Origin of the sequence: Pontixanthobacter rizhaonensis, from assembly GCF_012972675.1 — a bacterium.
Taxonomy (GTDB): Bacteria; Pseudomonadota; Alphaproteobacteria; order Sphingomonadales; family Sphingomonadaceae; genus Pontixanthobacter; species Pontixanthobacter rizhaonensis.
Map to the genome: position 1 here is coordinate 420190 of NZ_JABCRE010000003.1, position 18035 is coordinate 438224.

Sequence of the window (18035 nt, forward strand, 5' to 3'; positions counted from 1 at the left end):
TGCGCCAGCCGCCCGCGCGTCACAAGACTTGATTGCAATTGAAACTAGGTCCAGATCGCTGGAAATACCATCATAGAAAGAGTCGCTGATGACCAAACCCGCGCCGCTTGATCGTACCCAGTTTCGTTTGGCCTATCGCCAAGACGAGAATGCGTGTGCGGAGGAGCGAATACAGCAGGCAGCACCTGCTAGCAAACTCCATCAAGAAGCCGCCGAATTGGCGATCAGCTTGGTGGAAGGCGCGCGTAAGCGAAAAGCCAGTGGGATCGATGCATTCCTCCATCAGTTTGGCCTCAATACTGAAGAGGGCATTGCTCTGATGTGCTTGGCAGAGGCCCTGCTCAGGGTGCCAGATGTAGAGACTGCGGATGCGCTCATCCGGGACAAGATTGGCGACATTGATTGGAGCGAGCATCTGGGGGAAAGCTCTTCCACCTTCGTCAATGCGGCCACTTTCTCTTTGATGATGACCGGCGAAGTTCTGGAACGCCCGGATGAACATCAGCGCGGAATGGGCGCGACATTGAAACGCACCGTGGGCCGGCTGGGGGAACCCGTTATCCGGAAAGCCACATTGCAGGCCATGCGCATTCTGGGCGGTCAATTTGTCTTTGGCCGGACCATTGAAGAGGCGCTGAAGCGCGCAGCACCGGAGCGTAAACAGGGCCTGACCCATAGCTTCGATATGCTGGGCGAAGCGGCGATGACGTTTGCCGATGCGGAACGATACCGTGTGTCATACGAAGCGGCGATTGAACGTCTGGCGCAGGAAGCTGCCGGCGGTGTCGGGCAATCACCCGGCATTTCGGTGAAGCTGTCTGCGCTATATCCCAAATATGATTATCTCCACGCAGACGCTGCCAAGGCGGCGCTGCTGCCGATCCTGAAAGCGCTCGCCATCAAAGCGCGCGATGCGGATATTCACTTCACCATTGACGCCGAAGAAGCAGACCGGCTTGAGCTGTCGATGAACATCATCGAAACGCTTGCAGCGGATGATCATGTGTTCGCCAATGGCACCCCCACCGGCTGGCAAGGGTTCGGCCTGGCGATCCAAGCCTATCAGAAACGCGCAGCGCCGCTGTGCGATTGGGTGATCAAGCTTGCCCGCCGATATGACCGGCAATTTATGGTTCGTCTGGTCAAAGGCGCCTATTGGGATACCGAAATCAAGGTCAGCCAAGTCGGCGGGTTTACAGATTATCCGGTGTTTACCCGCAAAGTGGCGACCGATGTCTCCTACCTCGCTTGCGCGGCGAAATTGCTGAATGCCCGCGATGCAATTTATCCGGCATTCGCCACCCATAACGCTTACACTGTGGGCGCGATCAAAGCCTTGGCTGGCGCACACCAAGGGGCGTTTGAATTCCAGCGTCTGCACGGCATGGGCGAAGATATTTTTGAAGAGCTTGCCAAGCGCGAGGCACCCAGCCCGACACCGGTTCGCATCTATGCACCGGTGGGCGGACACAAGGATTTGCTGGCCTATCTGGTGCGCCGATTGCTGGAAAACGGTGCCAATTCATCCTTCGTCAACCGGATGGCAGACGCCGAAGTGCCCGCGATAGAACTAGCCGGAGATCCCGTAGCTGAACTGTCTGGCCTCAACCCCAAACGCAATCCGGCCATCCCGCTGCCCGCAAATATATTCCCGGGCCGGATCAATAGCGCCGGGATCGATCTGTCCAATCCGCTGGAGCATGATCCCTTGGCAGCGCGGCTTGCGGAATTGGACGATGTACACTGGACTGCCGAGCCAACCTTTTGCAGCGATGACCCTGATTTTGAGGCAGAGATCGCTCCGATCAACAAGCCACAAGATCTGGGCAAAGAGGTCGGCACGCGGCGGGATTCGCTGCCCGAAGAAATCACCAACGCCATCACACAGGCATCCGACATTCAGGCGGGCTGGAATGGCCTCGGCGGTGAAAAACGCGCGCTCTTGCTGGAGGCGGCTGCCGATCTGTTTGAACAGAACAGCGCCGAATTTCTATCGCTGTGCCAGCGCGAAGCGGGCAAAACTCTGGTTGATGCTGTGCTGGAACTCCGCGAGGCAGTGGACTTTCTGCGCTATTATGCAGGTGAAGCCCGGCGAATGTTTACGCAGCCGGTAATGCTGCCCGGCCCGACCGGGGAAGAAAACCGGCTGAGCATGGCCGGGCGCGGGGTATTTGCCACTATCAGCCCGTGGAATTTCCCGCTGGCTATCTTTATCGGCCCGGCCGCAGCGGCCCTGGCAGCGGGCAATACCGTGGTCGCCAAACCTGCTGAACAAACCCCTTTGATTGCGGCCTTGGCGGTGAAGCTCTGCCATCAGGCGGGCATTCCTGAGGCTGTATTCCAATTGCTGCCGGGGGCAGGCGATGTCGGCGAGATGATCACGTCCGACCCGCGCCTTGCCGGTGTCGCGTTCACCGGATCAACCGATACGGCCCGCGCGATCAATCGTTCGCTGGCCGCCAGGGAGGGGCCCATCGCTACCTTCATTGCGGAAACCGGAGGGCAGAACGCGATGATTGTCGACAGTTCCGCCCTGCCCGAACAGGTGACGCGCGATGTAATCGCCAGCGCTTTCCAAAGCGCGGGGCAGCGCTGTTCCGCGCAGCGGATGCTCTATCTGCAAGAGGACATTTTTGACGAAACCCTCGCCATGATCTGGGGCGCGTTTGATGCGCTGGATATTGGTGACCCTACCCTGCTTTCTACCGATGTCGGTCCCGTTATCGACCCTGATGCAAAGGCCGCGCTCGAACGCCATGTTGCGCGCCGCAAGAAGGCTGGCCGCACTGTATGGCGGCGCAAATTGCCCAAGGGTACCGGCACGACCGGCTGCTTTGTCGCGCCGACCATTATCGAAATCGATTCTATCCTTGATCTCAAGCGCGAGAATTTCGGGCCGATCCTCCACGTCGCACGCTTTAAGGCGGATGAGCTGGAACAGGTGATAGAGGACATCAACGCAACCGGCTTTGGCTTAACGCTGGGGCTGCATAGCAGGATCGAAGCAACACGGCGGCTGGTGGAAGCCAAAGCAAAGGTCGGCAATTTCTACGTCAACCGCAACCAGATCGGCGCGGTGGTGGAAAGCCAGCCATTTGGCGGGGAAGGCCTATCAGGAACCGGCCCGAAAGCGGGCGGGCCGCATTATGTCGCGCGCTTCGCAACCGAGCGCGTTGTGTGTATCGACACGACAGCAGCGGGCGGGAATGCCAGCTTGCTCGCCAGCTGACGGCAGATTAAGCTACTGCATATGATCCGTCTATTCTCGCTTATTGCCGCATTGCTGGTTTCGGGATGGTCACTGCCTGCTGCGGCGGAAGTAACCATGAGCTTCCATAGCTTTAACGGCTCGGTTCTGTTTGGCCGGTACCCGCACACTTTCGTGGTCCTCAAAGGCACGATGCAGGGCAGCGGCGCTGCGGTGGACGAGAATTACGGCTTCACTGCCAAGAAAGTCTCAACCGCCATTCTGTCCGGCCCGGTTGAACATGACATCATGGTGGAAGACCAGAAATACATCAAAAAGACCAATCGGCATTTCTCTGTCACGTTAACCGATGCACAGGTGGAACGGGTGCGCGCCACAATGCGCGCATGGCGTGATCAGCCGGGCAAATATTATGATCTGGATACGCGCAATTGCATCCATTTCGTTGGTGCGATGGCAAAAATTGCCGGTTTGAAGGTCGATTATCCCAAAAAGATGCTGCGGCGGCCCAAGAAATGGCTCAACCATATTGCTGCGCTTAATCCCGATCTGGGTGCCAAACGTATCCGGTAGGCCATACCCGTTCCGGAACGAATCCGGCAAAAAAGACCGCGCATGACTTGCTCCGTCTGCTTGCTTCGGGAATCACAGCAGCATGGCGATTCTCAACGATAAATGGATCCGCGCTCAGGCGCAGGACAATGCAATGATCGAACCGTTTGTGGAAGCACAACGGCGTGACGGATGTATTTCTTACGGGCTCAGTTCCTTCGGCTATGATGCGCGCGTGGCGCCCGAGTTCAAGATATTCACCAATGTCGACAGCAGCGTGGTTGATCCCAAGGAATTTGATCCCAAAAACTTTGTCGACCGCGAAACCGATGTCTGCATTATTCCGCCCAACAGCTTCGCGCTGGCGCGGACGGTGGAATATTTCCGTATCCCAGAAGACGTTTTGGTGATCTGCCTTGGCAAAAGCACCTATGCACGCTGCGGCATCATTGTGAATGTGACACCGCTGGAGCCGGGCTGGGAAGGCCATGTCACGCTGGAATTTTCCAACACCACCCCGCTGCCTGCGAAAATATACGCCAATGAAGGCGCGTGCCAGTTCCTGTTCCTGAAAGGCAATGACCGGCCCGAAGTGACCTATGCCGACCGCGCGGGCAAATATATGGGCCAAAAAGGCGTGACGCTGCCGAAGTTGTGATCGCCAAAGCGCCTTTCTGGCACACACTGCCCGATCCGCACGGGCACGCAGATGCCGGGCGCTTTATTTTACCGGTTACACGGCCCGCTACCGTTGGGCCTGACGGCAACCCCTTTGTCATGGGCGGCGTCGCTTTGGCTGCCGGAATCGATGCTTTGCAGCAGGCGAGCGAGATGCCCTTGCTGTGGGCTACCATCCAATTTCTGGCACCATCACACGGCGCTGAAACATTGGAAATCAGCTGCGAGCAATTGGGCGGCGGGCGCAGTATCGGCCAATGGGCCGTCGATATCACATCTGGCGAACGGCACTTCCAACGGATTAGCGCCGCTGTGGGTGCGCGCGAACCGTCCGATAGCCATATCTTTGCCCGGATGCCCGCCGTGCCGCACCCCGATGATCTGGAGCAGAAACTTCCTGATCCTAACGGGACGGATGACAATCTGATTGGCCAAGTGGAGCGCCGCGTTGCGTTGGATGATCCGGATCGCGGTATCGAAGCGGTGTGGACACGGTCCCGCGCCGGATTCGCGCTGGATGCGCCGTTCCTTGCATTGGTATCCGACTTTTTCTTGGGCGCGCACCCGCGAACACGCACCGGCTCCAGCCTCGATGCGACCTTCCGTTTCATTCAAGCCGCCCCGCCGGGATGGGTGCTGACCGTAACCGAACTCGCCGCGTTTGATCGCGGCACCGTGTCCGGGCAAGCCCGGCACTACGCAGAAGACGGCACGCTGCTGGCAATATCCAGCCAAACCGGCGTGCTGCCGCGTGTGCCAGTGGAACATTGGGAGCCCGACAGCGCAATTGGGGGCGCAATCGGGAACGCATAGTGCCGTAGCGGCTTTGACTCTCTGACATTGCGCGCCCATTCAGGTGGCAACTTAGGAGAGTATGCATGAACGAATTTGATATCGTTGTTTATGGAGCAACCGGCTATACTGGGCGCTTGGTCGCTGAATATCTGTCCAACCATTATGGCAGCCGTGATGATGGCCCTAAATGGGCGATGGCGGGCCGTAGCCAAGCCAAATTGGAAGAAGTGCGCGATTTGATCGGTGCACCGGCAGATACTCCGCTGATCGTGGCCGATGCGGCCGATCCAGCCAGCTTGGAAGCCATGTGTAACCGGACCAAAGTGGTTCTGACCACGGTTGGGCCATATCAGGTTTACGGCAATGAACTGGTCGAGGCCTGCGTCAAAACCGGCACTGATTACGCTGATCTCTGCGGCGAGCCGGGCTGGATGCGCGAAAAGATTGACCAACATCACGAGGCAGCCAAAGCCAGCGGCGCGCGCATCTGTTTCTCCAGCGGGTTTGATTCGATCCCGTTCGATCTGGGCGTCTTGATGCTGCAGAAAGAAGCTGTCGCAAAGTTCGGCAAGCCCGCACCGCGGGTTAAGGGCCGCGTGCGCGCGATGCAGGGAACATTTAGCGGCGGCACCGCAGCCAGCCTGACCGAAACGATGAAGTCGATCGCCAAAAACCCCAAACTGATCCCGATTTTGCAAAGCTCTTTCGGTCTGACGCCGGGCTTTGAAGGGCCCAACCAGCCCAGCGGCATGATCCCGGAATATGACGCGGGTCTGGGCAAATGGGCCGCGCCTTTCATCATGGCTGCGATCAACACCAAAAACGTGCATCGCACCAACTTCCTGCTGGGCCACCCCTATGGCGAAGATTTCAAATATGATGAAATGATGCTGACCAGCGCGGGTGAAATGGGCGAGAAAGCCGCCAAGGCCGCAGCCGAAATGCTCAAAAACCCGTTTGGGGCAAAACCGCCCAAGCCGGGCGAAGGACCCAGCAAGGAAGAGCGTGAGAACGGTTTCTATGATGTGCTGTTTGTTGGTGAAATGGCGGATGGCGAAAGCATCCACTTTGGCGTTAAAGGCAAATATGATCCGGGCTATGGCTCAACCAGCCGGATGATCACAGAGACCTGTATTGGCTTACTGTCCTGCGACAAGGAAGGCGGCATTGGCACGCCGGGTTCATTCCTGGGCGAAGCGCTGGTCCAGCGTCTCGAAGATCATGCAGAGATTACATTCTCGGCCGAGTAGGCCCGGTAGAACCAGTTAACAGGTAGTACCATGATAAAGGGGCGCGGCAGATATCTCTGCCGCGCCCCTTATGCTTTTTGTCTTTGTCCGCAATGCGCTTAGAAACTGGTGCGCACGCTCACTTTGAAATTACGCCCGATATTGGGGACGAATTCTTTAGTGAAGCTCGTGTGACGACGGCCTTCTGCATCAAAGATATTGTCCGCCTGGACCATCACCGTCACATTCGACCGGTCTTGCAAGGGCCGCCAAGCGAGCGATGCGTTCACCAATGTGAAGCTGTCTGTCGCGGTTTCAAATGGCGCAACATCAGTCTGGCTGTCGAACCATTGCGTTTCAATTCGCGCGTCAAACGGGCCAGTTTGCGCTTCCAAAGCACCAAGGAAATTCAGCGCCGGAATACGCGGCAGCGGTGTTCCGTCAGACAGCTCTGCCTGAATATAGTCGCCGCGTAGATCGGCCAGCAATGTGAATGGACCGCTATCGATCAGCGGCACAGTGATTTGCCCCTCAATACCGAAATAGTCAGCATCTTCCTGACGGAATTCAAAAACTGGCAGATCGTCTTCTTCCAGACCTGTGCCAGACAGGAAGATGAAGTCATCAAATGAATTATGGAACACGGCAAAGTTGACGCTTGCCGGGCCGATATTGCCGCGCAGGAAGGCTTCGATGCCCCATGCTTTTTCGGTGTCCAGATTAACATCGCCGATTTCAAAAGTCTGCGTGGCGATATGCGGACCATCGGCAAACAGTTCCTCAGCCGCTGGCGCCCGTTCTGCGCGGGAACCGGTGATACCAAAGCGCAAGCCCCCTTCGGTTTCATACGCCAATGACACAGCGCCTGAAACAGTATCAAAGTTGCGGTCAACGGCCAGTGTGTCGGAACTGACGTCGGTTTGTTCAAAGCGCAGTGCGCCTTCCAACTGGATATTGTTGGTCAGGTCGAATTCTTGCAAACCGAATACCGCGAATTGGTCTGTACGGTTCGGCTGGACGAAAGCCTCTTCACCAATCGCTTCAAAATCACGGTAGGTGTATTGAAGGCCCCATGACCCGCGCCAATTGTCTCTTGGTGTCTGGATCAGTTCTGCGCGGGCTTCAAAACCCTGCACCTCGAACACGGTGCCAACTTCGTCGCCTTCAAATTCCGTGTGGGTATAGTCGCTATAGCCAACCCGCGTGCGCAGCTCTGAGAAAAAGCCGCCGCCAAGCGCAACCGTACCGGCCATCTCAGCGCGGTATTGGCGCAGATCGATGGTGACGACCTCTTCGCCCTCTTCCTCTTCACCGCCTTCGCCTTCTTCTTCGCCATGATGGTGGCCGCCATCCGGGTTTCCGGGCACGCCGTACAGCGTATCATACACGCCGAAGGATGCGCCGATGCTGCTGCCACCTTGAATGAACGCAAAACCGACATTGCCGGTCCATGTTTCGACGGCGCTGTTGGGCAATCTGCCGCTTTGATTGGCGGCTTCACGTAGCTCTTCAGCTTCTTCCAGCTCGCCTTCGCCTTCTTCTTCCAAGGCATCAGCCAGCAGATCTGCACGCAAATCGGGGCTGGCGGTAAAGCCCGGCACATCAATATCGCCGCTATCGCGGTAAGAACCGTTCACGTGCACAACAAAGTTTTCGCCAATCGGAACATCCAGCGACGCCCCGCCTTGCAAAAGGTTAGAAGCAGTGTCTGCCGTGAGCACGGTATCAAGATGAAACGCCTCTTGCGGAATGCGCTGCGGGATCCGTTTATCAATCACGTTGACGGCCCCGCCAATGGCCTGACTGCCATAGAGAATAACCGCAGGCCCGCGCAGAACTTCGATCCGCTCCACGTTCAGGGGATCAATCGACACCGCGTGGTCATCCGACGTGTTGGAAGCATCGATTGCACCGATACCGTTGATCAATACTTTCACCCGCTCGCCTGAAAAACCACGTAGGATCGGACGTGATGCACCGGGGGCAAAACCGCTTGACGATACGCCGGGCAGCTTTTCCAACACCGTGCCAAGCTGGCCATCCAGATTACGCTGCAAATCAGTGCTTTCCAAAATGGCGCTACCGGCAAGAATATCGAGCTGGGTAATACCCACTGCGCTCACCACAATCTCCCCATTCGCATTGAGGCGGCGATTGTGAAGGTCGTCTTCGATCTGGCCGTCTGCCGGCTGACCGGCTGTGGCTGTATCCTGCGCGAAGGCGGTGGCTGGCGCCATCGCCATGCATATTGGCAGCACAGAGGCACTCAAAAGTAAGCGGGAAGTGTTGAGAGGAATCACAGAAATGCCTTTAATTAATGTTACAACGTCTCATTCGCTCTAGAGAATGCCAGCCGGGATGCAAGCGCCAATCGTCGCGAAGCCGACAAAACGCGGCAATTCGTCGATCAACCGCAAGATGGATGCCGCGTTAGCGAAGCCGCAATGGAGCTGGGGATCACGCCATCGGGGTTGCCCTTGCATTATCGCTGGGCGAGCAACTCCTCCAGCCGCTTCACTTCCCGAATAATACGGTTGGCTTGCAGGCTCGGCCATAGGGTCAGCTTGGTCAGGGTCGCAATGATCAGCAGCGTGGCGGAGGGTAGGCCCCAGCGGAGCGCTTCCAGAACATCTGTCGCCTGAAAGAACCGACACGCTGCATAGAGAGACGCGGCGAACAGTATCAGTTGCGCTGCCATCAGAAGCCAGCTGACCCAGCCCAACTCTCCGCGAAACAATTCCGCGATTTGGCGGAAATATCCGGGCTCTTGTTCGGGTGTACTTTCTCTATCCATCATATCCCTCCGTTAGAAAAATCGCTCAATTGCCGGGGCTGCTCTTGTCGCGCGCTGCATAATGCGGTCTTTAGGCTGCAAGATATACCGGAGAGAGCAATGCCACAAATCACCGCCAACGGAATTCCGATCCACTATGAGGAGCACGGTGACCCGTCACATCCGCCAATGCTGCTTATTATGGGCTTCGGCGCGCAATTGACCTTGTGGCCTATCGAATTGGTCGACGCGCTCGTCTCGCGCGGTTTTCGCGTTATCCGGTACGACAATCGCGATGTCGGGCTCAGCCATAAGTTTGACGGGGTGAAAGCGCCCGGCATTATCAAGATGACGATCCTCACCAAATTGGGGATCACGCCCAAAGTGCCATACACTTTGTCTGATATGGCCGATGATGGCGCCGGGCTGCTCGATGCGCTCGGGATCGAGAAGGCGCATATCGTTGGCGCAAGTATGGGCGGTATGATCGCCCAGCATTTTGCCGTGAAACACGCCGCCAAAACGCTGTCTTTAACCTCGGTCTTTTCCAGCACGGGCCACGCCAAACTGCCCCCTGCTAAAAAGGAAGCGATGAAAGTCCTGATCACTCGCCCGGCCAGCATGGAAGAAGAGGCGTTGGTCGATCACGGGGTGAAGCTGTCGCGTACCATTGGCAGCCCCGGCTATCCGGCCGAAGAAGAAAAGTTGCGCGCCCGGGTCCGTCAAAGCGTCCAGCGCAGCGTCTATCCCGAAGGCGCGACACGCCATCTTTCAGCGATCGTCGCTGATGGTGACCGGCGCAGCATGATCAAAAATATCACTGTGCCTACCTTGGTACTGCACGGTGAAGATGATCCGCTGGTACCCGTAGAAGGCGGCCGCGATACCGCCGCGCATATTCCCGGCGCAGCTATCAAGACCTATCCGGGATGGGGGCATGATCTGCCGATGGAACTGGTCGATACCATAGCGGATGATATCTCCGCGCACGCACAGTCAGCGTAGGGCGGGCAACCGGACGTCAGCGTCCGTTGATGGCGGCGCGGACAGGTTGACACTTGTCATTCCCCATAAGTGTATTACGTTAGTAAATCACCTATGGGAGAAATGATCATGGTATCACGTGCGCCGCTCGTCCTCGCTGCCGCTTTAGCCAGCGTTAGCTTTATACCTCATGCGGCGCTGGCCGCGCCCGACACTCTGGCGGCCGATGTCGAAGCCTTGCTCGACAAATCCTATGCCGAAGACGGACCCGGCGCGGCGGTGGTTGTGACCGAAAATGGTGAAGTGATATACAGCGGCGGGCAAGGCGTCGCCAATCTGGAAACAGGCGCGCAAGTGACGCCCGACACGGTCTTTCGCTTTGCATCGATCACCAAGCAATTCGCCGCTGCGGTGATTTTGCAATTGGCTGATGAAGGCGAGCTGTCGCTTGATGATCCGCTGTCAAAGTTCCTGCCCGACTATCCCGGTGCTGGGAAAGAAGTAACAGTGCGGCACTTGCTCAACCACACATCTGGTATTCAATCCTACACCGGCATTCCTGGATGGATGGGCGAAGTGAATACACAGAAGGCGTTCACCACGGCCGAATTGATCGCCGAATTTAGCGATCAACCGATGGAGTTCCAGCCGGGTTCCAATTTCAATTATAATAATAGCGGTTACGTGCTGATCGGTGCGATTATCGAAGCAGTAACGGGGAAGACATGGGATCAAGCGATTGTCGACCGCATTTCCGCACCGCTGGGCCTGACCACCATCGCCAGTTTTGAAGATGAAGCCAGCGTGCCCAATATGGCAATTGGTTATTCCGTTCGCGGCGAAGACGGGGCCTTCCGCCTATCGCAAAAAGTGCACGCACAGGTCCCGCACGCAGCAGGCGCGTTACGCGGCAATGTGCTGGATATGGCAAGCTGGGCCAACGCACTACATAGCGGCAAAGTGCTGAGCCAAACGAGCTACACAGCGATGAATTCGCCCACCGTTTTGCCAGATGGCACAGATATCGATTACGGATATGGCATGGGGCAAAGCGATGTTCGCGGCGCCAAAGCCTTTGGCCATAGCGGCGGTGTCTTCGGATTTTCGACCGACAGCGTATATCTGCCAGAGCATGACGTGTTCGTCGCGGTTTTTGCCAATTCTGATGCACCGCAAACCAGCCCCGGCATGGTGATGAACCGGATTGCTGCAATGGCAATCGAGAACCCCTATCCCGAATTTAGCCAAGTAGAAGTCGATATGGCGGCGGTGGAACCGCTATTGGGTGTCTATCAAATCAACGGGGAAGATACCCGGCAGTTCTTTGCCCGCGACGGTAAATTCTACACCCTGCGCAGCGGCGGTTCTGAAAGTGAAGTGTTCCCCGCCGGCGGCAATCGCTTCTTCTACGGCCCGAACAGCCTGACATGGATGCAGATCGAAGCTGAAGAGGGTGGTCAGCTGGTCATGCAGATGCACCAGAACGGCGCGGAAAAGGCTGAGCTTGCCAAATATGTCGGACCTATGCCCGAAATAGCGGACATTACCGTCTCAGAAACCGTATTGGCACGGTACGTCGGTACATATGAAAGTCCCGCAGTCGGAAAATTGGTCATCGCGCCGCGCGAAGGCGGCGGTATCACTGGCAAGCTTGGCGGACAGCCGGCGCTCGTGCTGCGGCCGGAAAGCGAGACGGAGTTTAACGTCCAAGGTGTCAGTGCGAAAATCGTGTTTACGGTAGACAATGATATCGTCACCAAACTGACTATCGAGCAAGGCGGCCAGTCCATTGATCTGACGCCAATGACCGAAACAGACTAAGCCCCGCTTTAGGAATGTGATTGACCCTGTGAGCGACAAACGGCTCGCAGGGTCAGTATTTTTCAGCATACGGTCAAACGTGGGGATCAAATCGCACGGTAATTTAGCCGCTGCCTGAGGCCGTCTCGCGCACAAAAATTACGCGCCTCGATTCGATTGAATCAAAGCCCTGAAATTCACTTTTCCCGCAAAATATTTTTTCCCAGATTCATTTAAGGTCTTGCGCTGCGCAAGACCTGAGGATTTCTGCCGCGTCGCTGCGTTGCAGCAACCTAACACACCCCCAATCATGGCAGGCTGAAGGTGGTTAATTTCGATTTACCCTCTTGCGCCAGAGTCGCCATTGATTCACTATCTAGTGGTTAGGCCTGAGGGGGCACCTACTAGACCTTGTTGTTCACCGAAACGGACTGAAAAGCCTGCGGGGGGATGATTCGGTCTGGATTTGGGCGGTAAAGGCAGGGCAAATGCAGGTCTGGGGGTATCTACGGGGATAAGTAATTCCCCCGCGGTCGGCGCAGAAATGCTAAGGTGGAGCATACTCCGCCGAATCGAACGGAATGAGAACATCGGCCATCAGGAAACGGATGGCGACAATTTGGTAAGGCGGGCAGCACACATGGAATTACGGACTGGGGACGAAGCGGCAATGGGCCTTGAGGAAACAAACGAGACAACAACTCGTGAGGATACCGCCCCAGCCAACGCGCCTAAGGCACAACAGAAAGCAGCAGTGGCGATGGAAAATGATGATCTGGGCAGTGAAGAACTGATCGCCGCGAAAGCTGGCGAAGCGCTTGCTGGTGCCATGGGCGAAATGGCCAAAGCTGCCGCGCCCGAAGACGATAGTAAGAAGGTCAATGACCGCCGGTTCACCATCACGATTGATGAAAGCCGTGACGATCTGCTGACCGAGTTTGGCAAAGAAACGCTGATTGACCGCTATTTGTTGCCCGGTGAAAAATTCCAGGATCTGTTTGCGCGTGTGGCTGATGCCTATGCGGATGATCAGGAACACGCCCAGCGCCTGTATGATTATATCAGCCGCTTGTGGTTCATGCCGGCGACACCGGTTCTGTCGAATGGCGGAACCGCGCGCGGCCTGCCGATCTCCTGCTATCTCAATTCCGTATCCGACAGCCTTGGCGGCATTGTTGATACGTGGAATGAAAACGTCTGGCTCGCATCCAAGGGCGGCGGCATTGGTACCTATTGGGGCAATGTGCGCGGTATCGGGGAACCGGTTGGCCTGAACGGCAAAACCAGCGGCATTATCCCGTTTGTGCGCGTGATGGACAGTCTGACGCTGGCAATCTCGCAAGGGTCGCTGCGCCGCGGATCGGCCGCGTGCTATCTCGACGTATCGCACCCGGAAATCGAAGAATTCCTCGAAATTCGCAAAGCATCGGGCGATTTTAACCGCAAGGCATTGAACCTGCACCACGGCGTATTGCTGACCGATAAATTCATGGAAGCAGTCCGGTCCGGCGATAAGTTTGAGCTGCTATCACCCAAAACCGGCGAAGTACGCGGTGAAGTGGATGCGCGCAGCCTGTTCCAGAAACTGGTTGAAACACGCCTCGCCACGGGTGAGCCTTACATCGTCTTTAACGACACAGTGAACCGGATGATGCCCAAGCATCACCGCGAGCTGGGCCTGAAAGTGTCCACCTCTAACCTGTGTAGCGAAATCACTCTGCCGACCGGTATCGACCACCTTGGCAATGACCGGACCGCCGTATGCTGCCTGTCATCGCTCAACCTTGAAAAATGGGATGAGTGGAACGAGGAAAAAGGCTTCATCGAAGATGTGATGCGGATGCTCGATAATGTCCTTCAGGATTATATCGACCGCGCCCCGCCAGAAATGGAACGGGCCAAATATTCCGCGATGCGTGAACGGTCTGTTGGTTTGGGCGTGATGGGCTTCCACTCCTTCCTCCAATCGAAAAACATTGCGTTGGAAGGCTCCATGGCGAAGGTCTGGAACCTGAAAATGTTCAAGCACATTAGCGGCAAAGCAGAAGAAGCCAGCATGGTTTTGGCGCATGAGCGCGGCCCCTGCCCCGATGCAGAAGAAATGGGCTCTATGGAGCGGTTCAGCTGCAAAATGGCGATTGCCCCGACTGCGTCTATTTCGATCATCTGCGGCGGCACCAGCGCCTGTATCGAACCGATCCCGGCCAATATCTACACGCACAAAACCCTGTCGGGCAGCTTCGTTGTGAAGAACCCGTATCTGGAAAAATTGCTGCGCGATAAGAGCAAGGATTCCACCAATGTATGGAATTCCATTCTGGAAAATGGCGGCAGCGTCGCGCATCTCGACTTCCTGAGCGAAGAAGAAAAAGCGACCTTCAAAACCAGCTTTGAAGTCGATCAGCGCTATCTGCTCGAATATGCCGCCGACCGCGCGCCATTCATCGATCAGGCACAAAGCCTCAACCTGTTTATCCCGGCTGATGTCGATAAATGGGATCTGATGATGCTGCACTTCCAAGCATGGGAAAAAGGCATCAAATCGCTGTACTATCTGCGCTCCAAATCAATCCAACGCGCCGGTTTTGCTGGCGGTGTAGAGGCGGACAACACCGCTGACGCCGCAACAATCGAACTAATGGCCGCCGCACCGCAAACCGATTATGAGGAATGTTTGAGCTGCCAGTAAATGCGCTCCGTTCATGTGAATGAACGCGGGTAATCTGAAAAGGCCGTATCACTGACACTAGCCGTCATGTGGTTCGGCCTTTTCGGTTGTAGGTGGCCATGTTACCTACATCTCGAATTTGGATTAAAGGAGAGACTTGTGAACCCGATCCGCACAGCCGCGGTTGCCATACTGCTGGCGGTCACCCTCTCCGCTTGTGCATCCCAAATTGATGCGGGCGTTACCAAAGAAGTTGGAACGCCCGGCTTTCTATGGGGCATTTGGCACGGCTTTATCTTTCCGTGGTCCTTTATCGGATCGCTCTTCAACCCCGACATTGCGGTCTATGCCGTACCCAATAAAGGCGGCTGGTACGATTTCGGCTTTTTCCTAGGCATTACGGTGCTGGGCGGCGGATCGTTCTTCGGCTCCAAAAAGAGCGGAGGCTGATATGGTCGCACAGCTTGTTTTCAATGCGCTGAGTATTGCCGCGCTGTTATTTCTGGCCTTTGTCTTGTGGAGCGGGGTCGGCAAGAAACGCCCCTTGGTCGGGCGCGGTTTTGGCAGCGTGTGCGGCGGTCTTGCGGTGTTTCTGATATGGCAAAGTTTTGAATTATTGAGCTAATCGTATGGCATCAGCGAGACAGAGGCGCAGAAAGCGTCCGCCGCTGATAGCCGGGTTTTTTGGAGTTCTAGGGTTTTAGAGGAGTTTGGGATGATCGGATTATTGGGCCTGCTGGCGGGCCTCGGTCTGTTGATCTGGCTGGCGCTGCGCGATGTGAACATCGTCTTCGCCTCTGTCCTGTGCTCTCTTGTCGTGATCGCCACCAATGCGCTGCCCCTGGCAGACAGCCTCTCCAATTCTTACGCCTTTGGTGATTTGGGCGCCTTTACCTTTGCCGGGCGGTTCTTTTTGCTGTTCGCGGCGGGCGCCATATTCGGGCGGCTGATGGGTGATAGCCACGCCGCCACCAGCATCGCGATGGCGCTGGTCCGGCGGCTAGGCGCGCACCGGGCTTTGTGGATTACGGTGCTGTCTTGCGCGCTGCTGACCTATGGCGGAGTGGTGGTGTTCGTGGTCATTTTCGCGATGTACCCGCTGGGCCTGCGCTTGCTGAAAGAGGCGGACATTCCCAAGCGGCTGTTCTGCGGCGCGGCGGCGCTGGGTGCGGGTACATTTACGCTGACGGCGCTGCCGGGAACGCCGTCGATCCACAATGTCATCCCGACCTTGAAACTGGGCACGGATTTGTTTGCCGGCGCCGGGCTGGGCCTGTTTGGCGGGGCTGTGATGCTGGCGCTGGGGATGTTCTATCTGGAGCGCGAACGGGTGAAAGCGCGCGCCGCGGGCGAAGGCTTTGTTGCCGGGCCGAATGATGTCATTCCCGATCTGGACGCGATCCAGAAGGATATGCCGCATTGGGCACTGGCGCTGATCCCCATGATCGTTGTGATCGGCACCATTTTGGCCCCGCGGCTGTTGGAACTGGCGGGTATCGGGGGCAGTTCTGCCATCCTGCAATTCGCCAATAGCCAGCCGGTGATATGGCCATCCATGGCGCTGATCCTGGCCAGCGTCATCGCGGTCGCATTGTTCCCGGCAATCCGCAAAGGCGGGCTGCGGCTAATGGGCAATGGCACGCAGGATGCGATTATGCCGTTGATCGCCACATCAGCGGTGATCGGATTTGGCGGCGTTGTGGCGCAAACAAGCGGGTTTGCCACTTTCACCTCCGCAGTGCTGGGCGCGGATCTGCCGCCGCTGCTATCGGTCTTTACCGCCGCCAGTGCCGTGTCGGGGATCACCGGTTCATCGTCGGGCGGGTTGCAGATTTTCATGGCGACGCTGGCCGACCCGTATCTGGCCAAGGGTATTGATCCGGAAGAACTGCACCGGATTGTCGCGATGGCCAGCGGCGGGTTTGACAGCCTGCCCCATTGCGGCGCGGTGATCGCGATGCTGACCATTACGCAGCTGACCCATAAACAGGCCTATAAGGATGTCGGCGTGGTGACCGTCATTGTGCCCGTAGTCGCGACATTATTGACGGTCGGTTTGGCGATGATCACCTAAATCTGCGTGGCAAGGTTTTCAGGTGAAAACTTTTTGCGAGCCTTGGCGCTAGGGCGAATCCGCACAGACCCTCAGTCCGCGTTTCAGCAAGCGTTTTTTGCAACCACTTATCCACGTGCAATCTTTGCACTTGCTCTCGATTCCCAAATCTGATTCTGTACAACCAATAGTTCATTTGATCCCACGGAGACACTACATGTCGTTGCTCGAAGCCAGAAAGACTTACAAACCCTTTGAATATCCTTGGGCGTTTGATTTCTGGAAACGCCAACAGCAAATCCACTGGATGCCGGAAGAAGTTCCGCTGGGGGAAGACTGCCGTGACTGGGCGCAAAACCTGACCGATCATGAGCGTAATCTGCTGACGCAAATCTTCCGTTTCTTCACCCAGGCCGATGTAGAAGTGCAGGATTGCTATCACGAAAAATACGGCCGCATTTTCAAGCCGACCGAAGTGAAAATGATGCTCGCCGCATTCTCCAATATGGAAACCGTCCATATTGCGGCATACTCCCACTTGCTCGACACAATCGGGATGCCCGAAAGCGAATACGGGATGTTCCTCGAATATGAGGAAATGAAGGCCAAGCACGATTATCTGCAAGAATTCGGCGTTGATAATGATGCCGATATTGCCCGTACGCTGGCCATGTTTGGCGGCTTCACCGAAGGGCTACAGCTGTTCGCCAGCTTCGCCATGCTGATGAATTTCCCGCGCTTCAACAAGATGAAGGGCATGGGCCAAATCGTCAGCTGGTCTGTCCGCGATGAAAGCCTTCATTGCGAAGGCATCATCCGGATGTTCCACGCGTTCTGCGAGGAAACCGGCTGCCTGAACAAAGCGGTCAAAGAAGACATTATCGACGCCTGTCAGAAAACAGTCCGTCTGGAAGATAACTTCATCGATCTGGCGTTCGAGCAAGGCCCCGTGCCCGGCATGACCGCGAAAGAGATCAAGAAATATATCCGCTACATCGCGGACTGGCGGCTGAGCCAGCTGGGCCTACCGGCGATTTACATGGTGGAGGACCACCCGCTGCCATGGCTCGCCCCGCTGCTGAACGGTGTGGAGCACGCCAACTTCTTCGAAACCCGCGCGACCGAATATTCCAAAGGCGCGACCAAGGGCAATTGGCAAGATGTCTGGTCCAGCTTCGACAACCGCAAAAAAGCGGGCGCCGGTGATGAAGCCAATGACGAAGCCGTCGATGACGGCCCGGGCCTGTTCGGTGATACTGGCGGGGAGCCTGTTGCGGCGGAGTAAAACTTGCGCG

At 56.6% G+C, this 18035-nt stretch carries 14 protein-coding genes; 12 read left to right on the forward strand and 2 right to left on the reverse strand.

Annotation, left to right across the window (positions count from 1 at the left end):
* Positions 1-88: 88 nt before the first annotated feature.
* From putA to HKD42_RS09855, 5 genes are all read left to right on the forward strand, one after another.
* Positions 89-3229: a bifunctional proline dehydrogenase/L-glutamate gamma-semialdehyde dehydrogenase PutA gene (putA, locus tag HKD42_RS09835; RefSeq protein WP_170012901.1), complete on the forward strand. Its 3141-nt coding sequence runs from the start codon at positions 89-91 to the stop codon at positions 3227-3229.
* 21 nt (positions 3230-3250) lie between these two features.
* Complete coding sequence (locus tag HKD42_RS09840) at positions 3251-3781, forward strand: hypothetical protein (RefSeq protein WP_170012903.1); 531 nt, start codon at positions 3251-3253, stop codon at positions 3779-3781.
* A gap of 82 nt (positions 3782-3863) precedes the next feature.
* Positions 3864-4418, forward strand: a complete 555-nt coding sequence (gene dcd, locus HKD42_RS09845; protein ID WP_170012905.1) for a dCTP deaminase — start codon at positions 3864-3866, stop codon at positions 4416-4418.
* The gene (locus HKD42_RS09850; protein ID WP_170012907.1) at positions 4415-5251 is read left to right on the forward strand and encodes an acyl-CoA thioesterase domain-containing protein; all 837 of its coding nucleotides are present in this window, start codon (positions 4415-4417) and stop codon (positions 5249-5251) included. Before dcd ends, HKD42_RS09850 begins: the two co-directional genes overlap by 4 nt.
* Before the next feature lie 65 nt (positions 5252-5316).
* Positions 5317-6483, forward strand: a complete 1167-nt coding sequence (locus tag HKD42_RS09855) for a saccharopine dehydrogenase family protein (protein WP_170012909.1) — start codon at positions 5317-5319, stop codon at positions 6481-6483.
* A gap of 98 nt (positions 6484-6581) precedes the next feature.
* Here the strand turns inward: HKD42_RS09855 and HKD42_RS09860 are convergent, their stop codons facing one another.
* Together HKD42_RS09860 and HKD42_RS09865 are read right to left on the reverse strand one after the other, a co-directional pair.
* On the reverse strand, positions 6582-8699 hold the full coding sequence (locus HKD42_RS09860; protein WP_246236957.1) for a TonB-dependent receptor: 2118 nt from the start codon (positions 8697-8699) through the stop codon (positions 6582-6584).
* A 245-nt stretch (positions 8700-8944) separates the two neighbouring features.
* The gene (locus tag HKD42_RS09865; RefSeq protein ID WP_170012913.1) at positions 8945-9259 is read right to left on the reverse strand and encodes a DUF6768 family protein; all 315 of its coding nucleotides are present in this window, start codon (positions 9257-9259) and stop codon (positions 8945-8947) included.
* Between the two features lie 96 nt (positions 9260-9355).
* Here HKD42_RS09865 and HKD42_RS09870 point away from each other — a divergent pair, with 96 nt between their 5' ends.
* From HKD42_RS09870 to HKD42_RS09900, 7 genes are all read left to right on the forward strand, one after another.
* Positions 9356-10240 carry an alpha/beta fold hydrolase gene (locus tag HKD42_RS09870; RefSeq protein WP_170012915.1) on the forward strand — a complete coding sequence of 295 codons (885 nt, stop codon included), beginning with the start codon at positions 9356-9358 and terminating at the stop codon, positions 10238-10240.
* 108 nt (positions 10241-10348) lie between these two features.
* The gene (locus tag HKD42_RS09875) at positions 10349-12040 is read left to right on the forward strand and encodes a serine hydrolase domain-containing protein (protein WP_170012917.1); all 1692 of its coding nucleotides are present in this window, start codon (positions 10349-10351) and stop codon (positions 12038-12040) included.
* Positions 12041-12779: 739 nt separating this feature from the next.
* A complete protein-coding gene (locus HKD42_RS09880) occupies positions 12780-14708 on the forward strand; it encodes a ribonucleoside-diphosphate reductase subunit alpha (RefSeq protein ID WP_425500389.1) in 1929 nt (642 codons plus the stop codon).
* Positions 14709-14846: 138 nt separating this feature from the next.
* Entirely contained in the window at positions 14847-15137 is a 291-nt protein-coding gene (locus tag HKD42_RS09885) for a hypothetical protein (RefSeq protein WP_343042311.1), read from the forward strand.
* 1 nt (position 15138) lies between these two features.
* Positions 15139-15312 (forward strand): hypothetical protein, encoded by a 174-nt coding sequence (locus tag HKD42_RS09890; RefSeq protein ID WP_170012921.1) that lies wholly within the window; start codon positions 15139-15141, stop codon positions 15310-15312.
* Between the two features lie 90 nt (positions 15313-15402).
* Positions 15403-16761 carry a GntP family permease gene (locus HKD42_RS09895; RefSeq protein WP_170012923.1) on the forward strand — a complete coding sequence of 453 codons (1359 nt, stop codon included), beginning with the start codon at positions 15403-15405 and terminating at the stop codon, positions 16759-16761.
* Between the two features lie 196 nt (positions 16762-16957).
* On the forward strand, positions 16958-18025 hold the full coding sequence (locus tag HKD42_RS09900; RefSeq protein ID WP_170012925.1) for a ribonucleotide-diphosphate reductase subunit beta: 1068 nt from the start codon (positions 16958-16960) through the stop codon (positions 18023-18025).
* Positions 18026-18035: the final 10 nt, after the last annotated feature.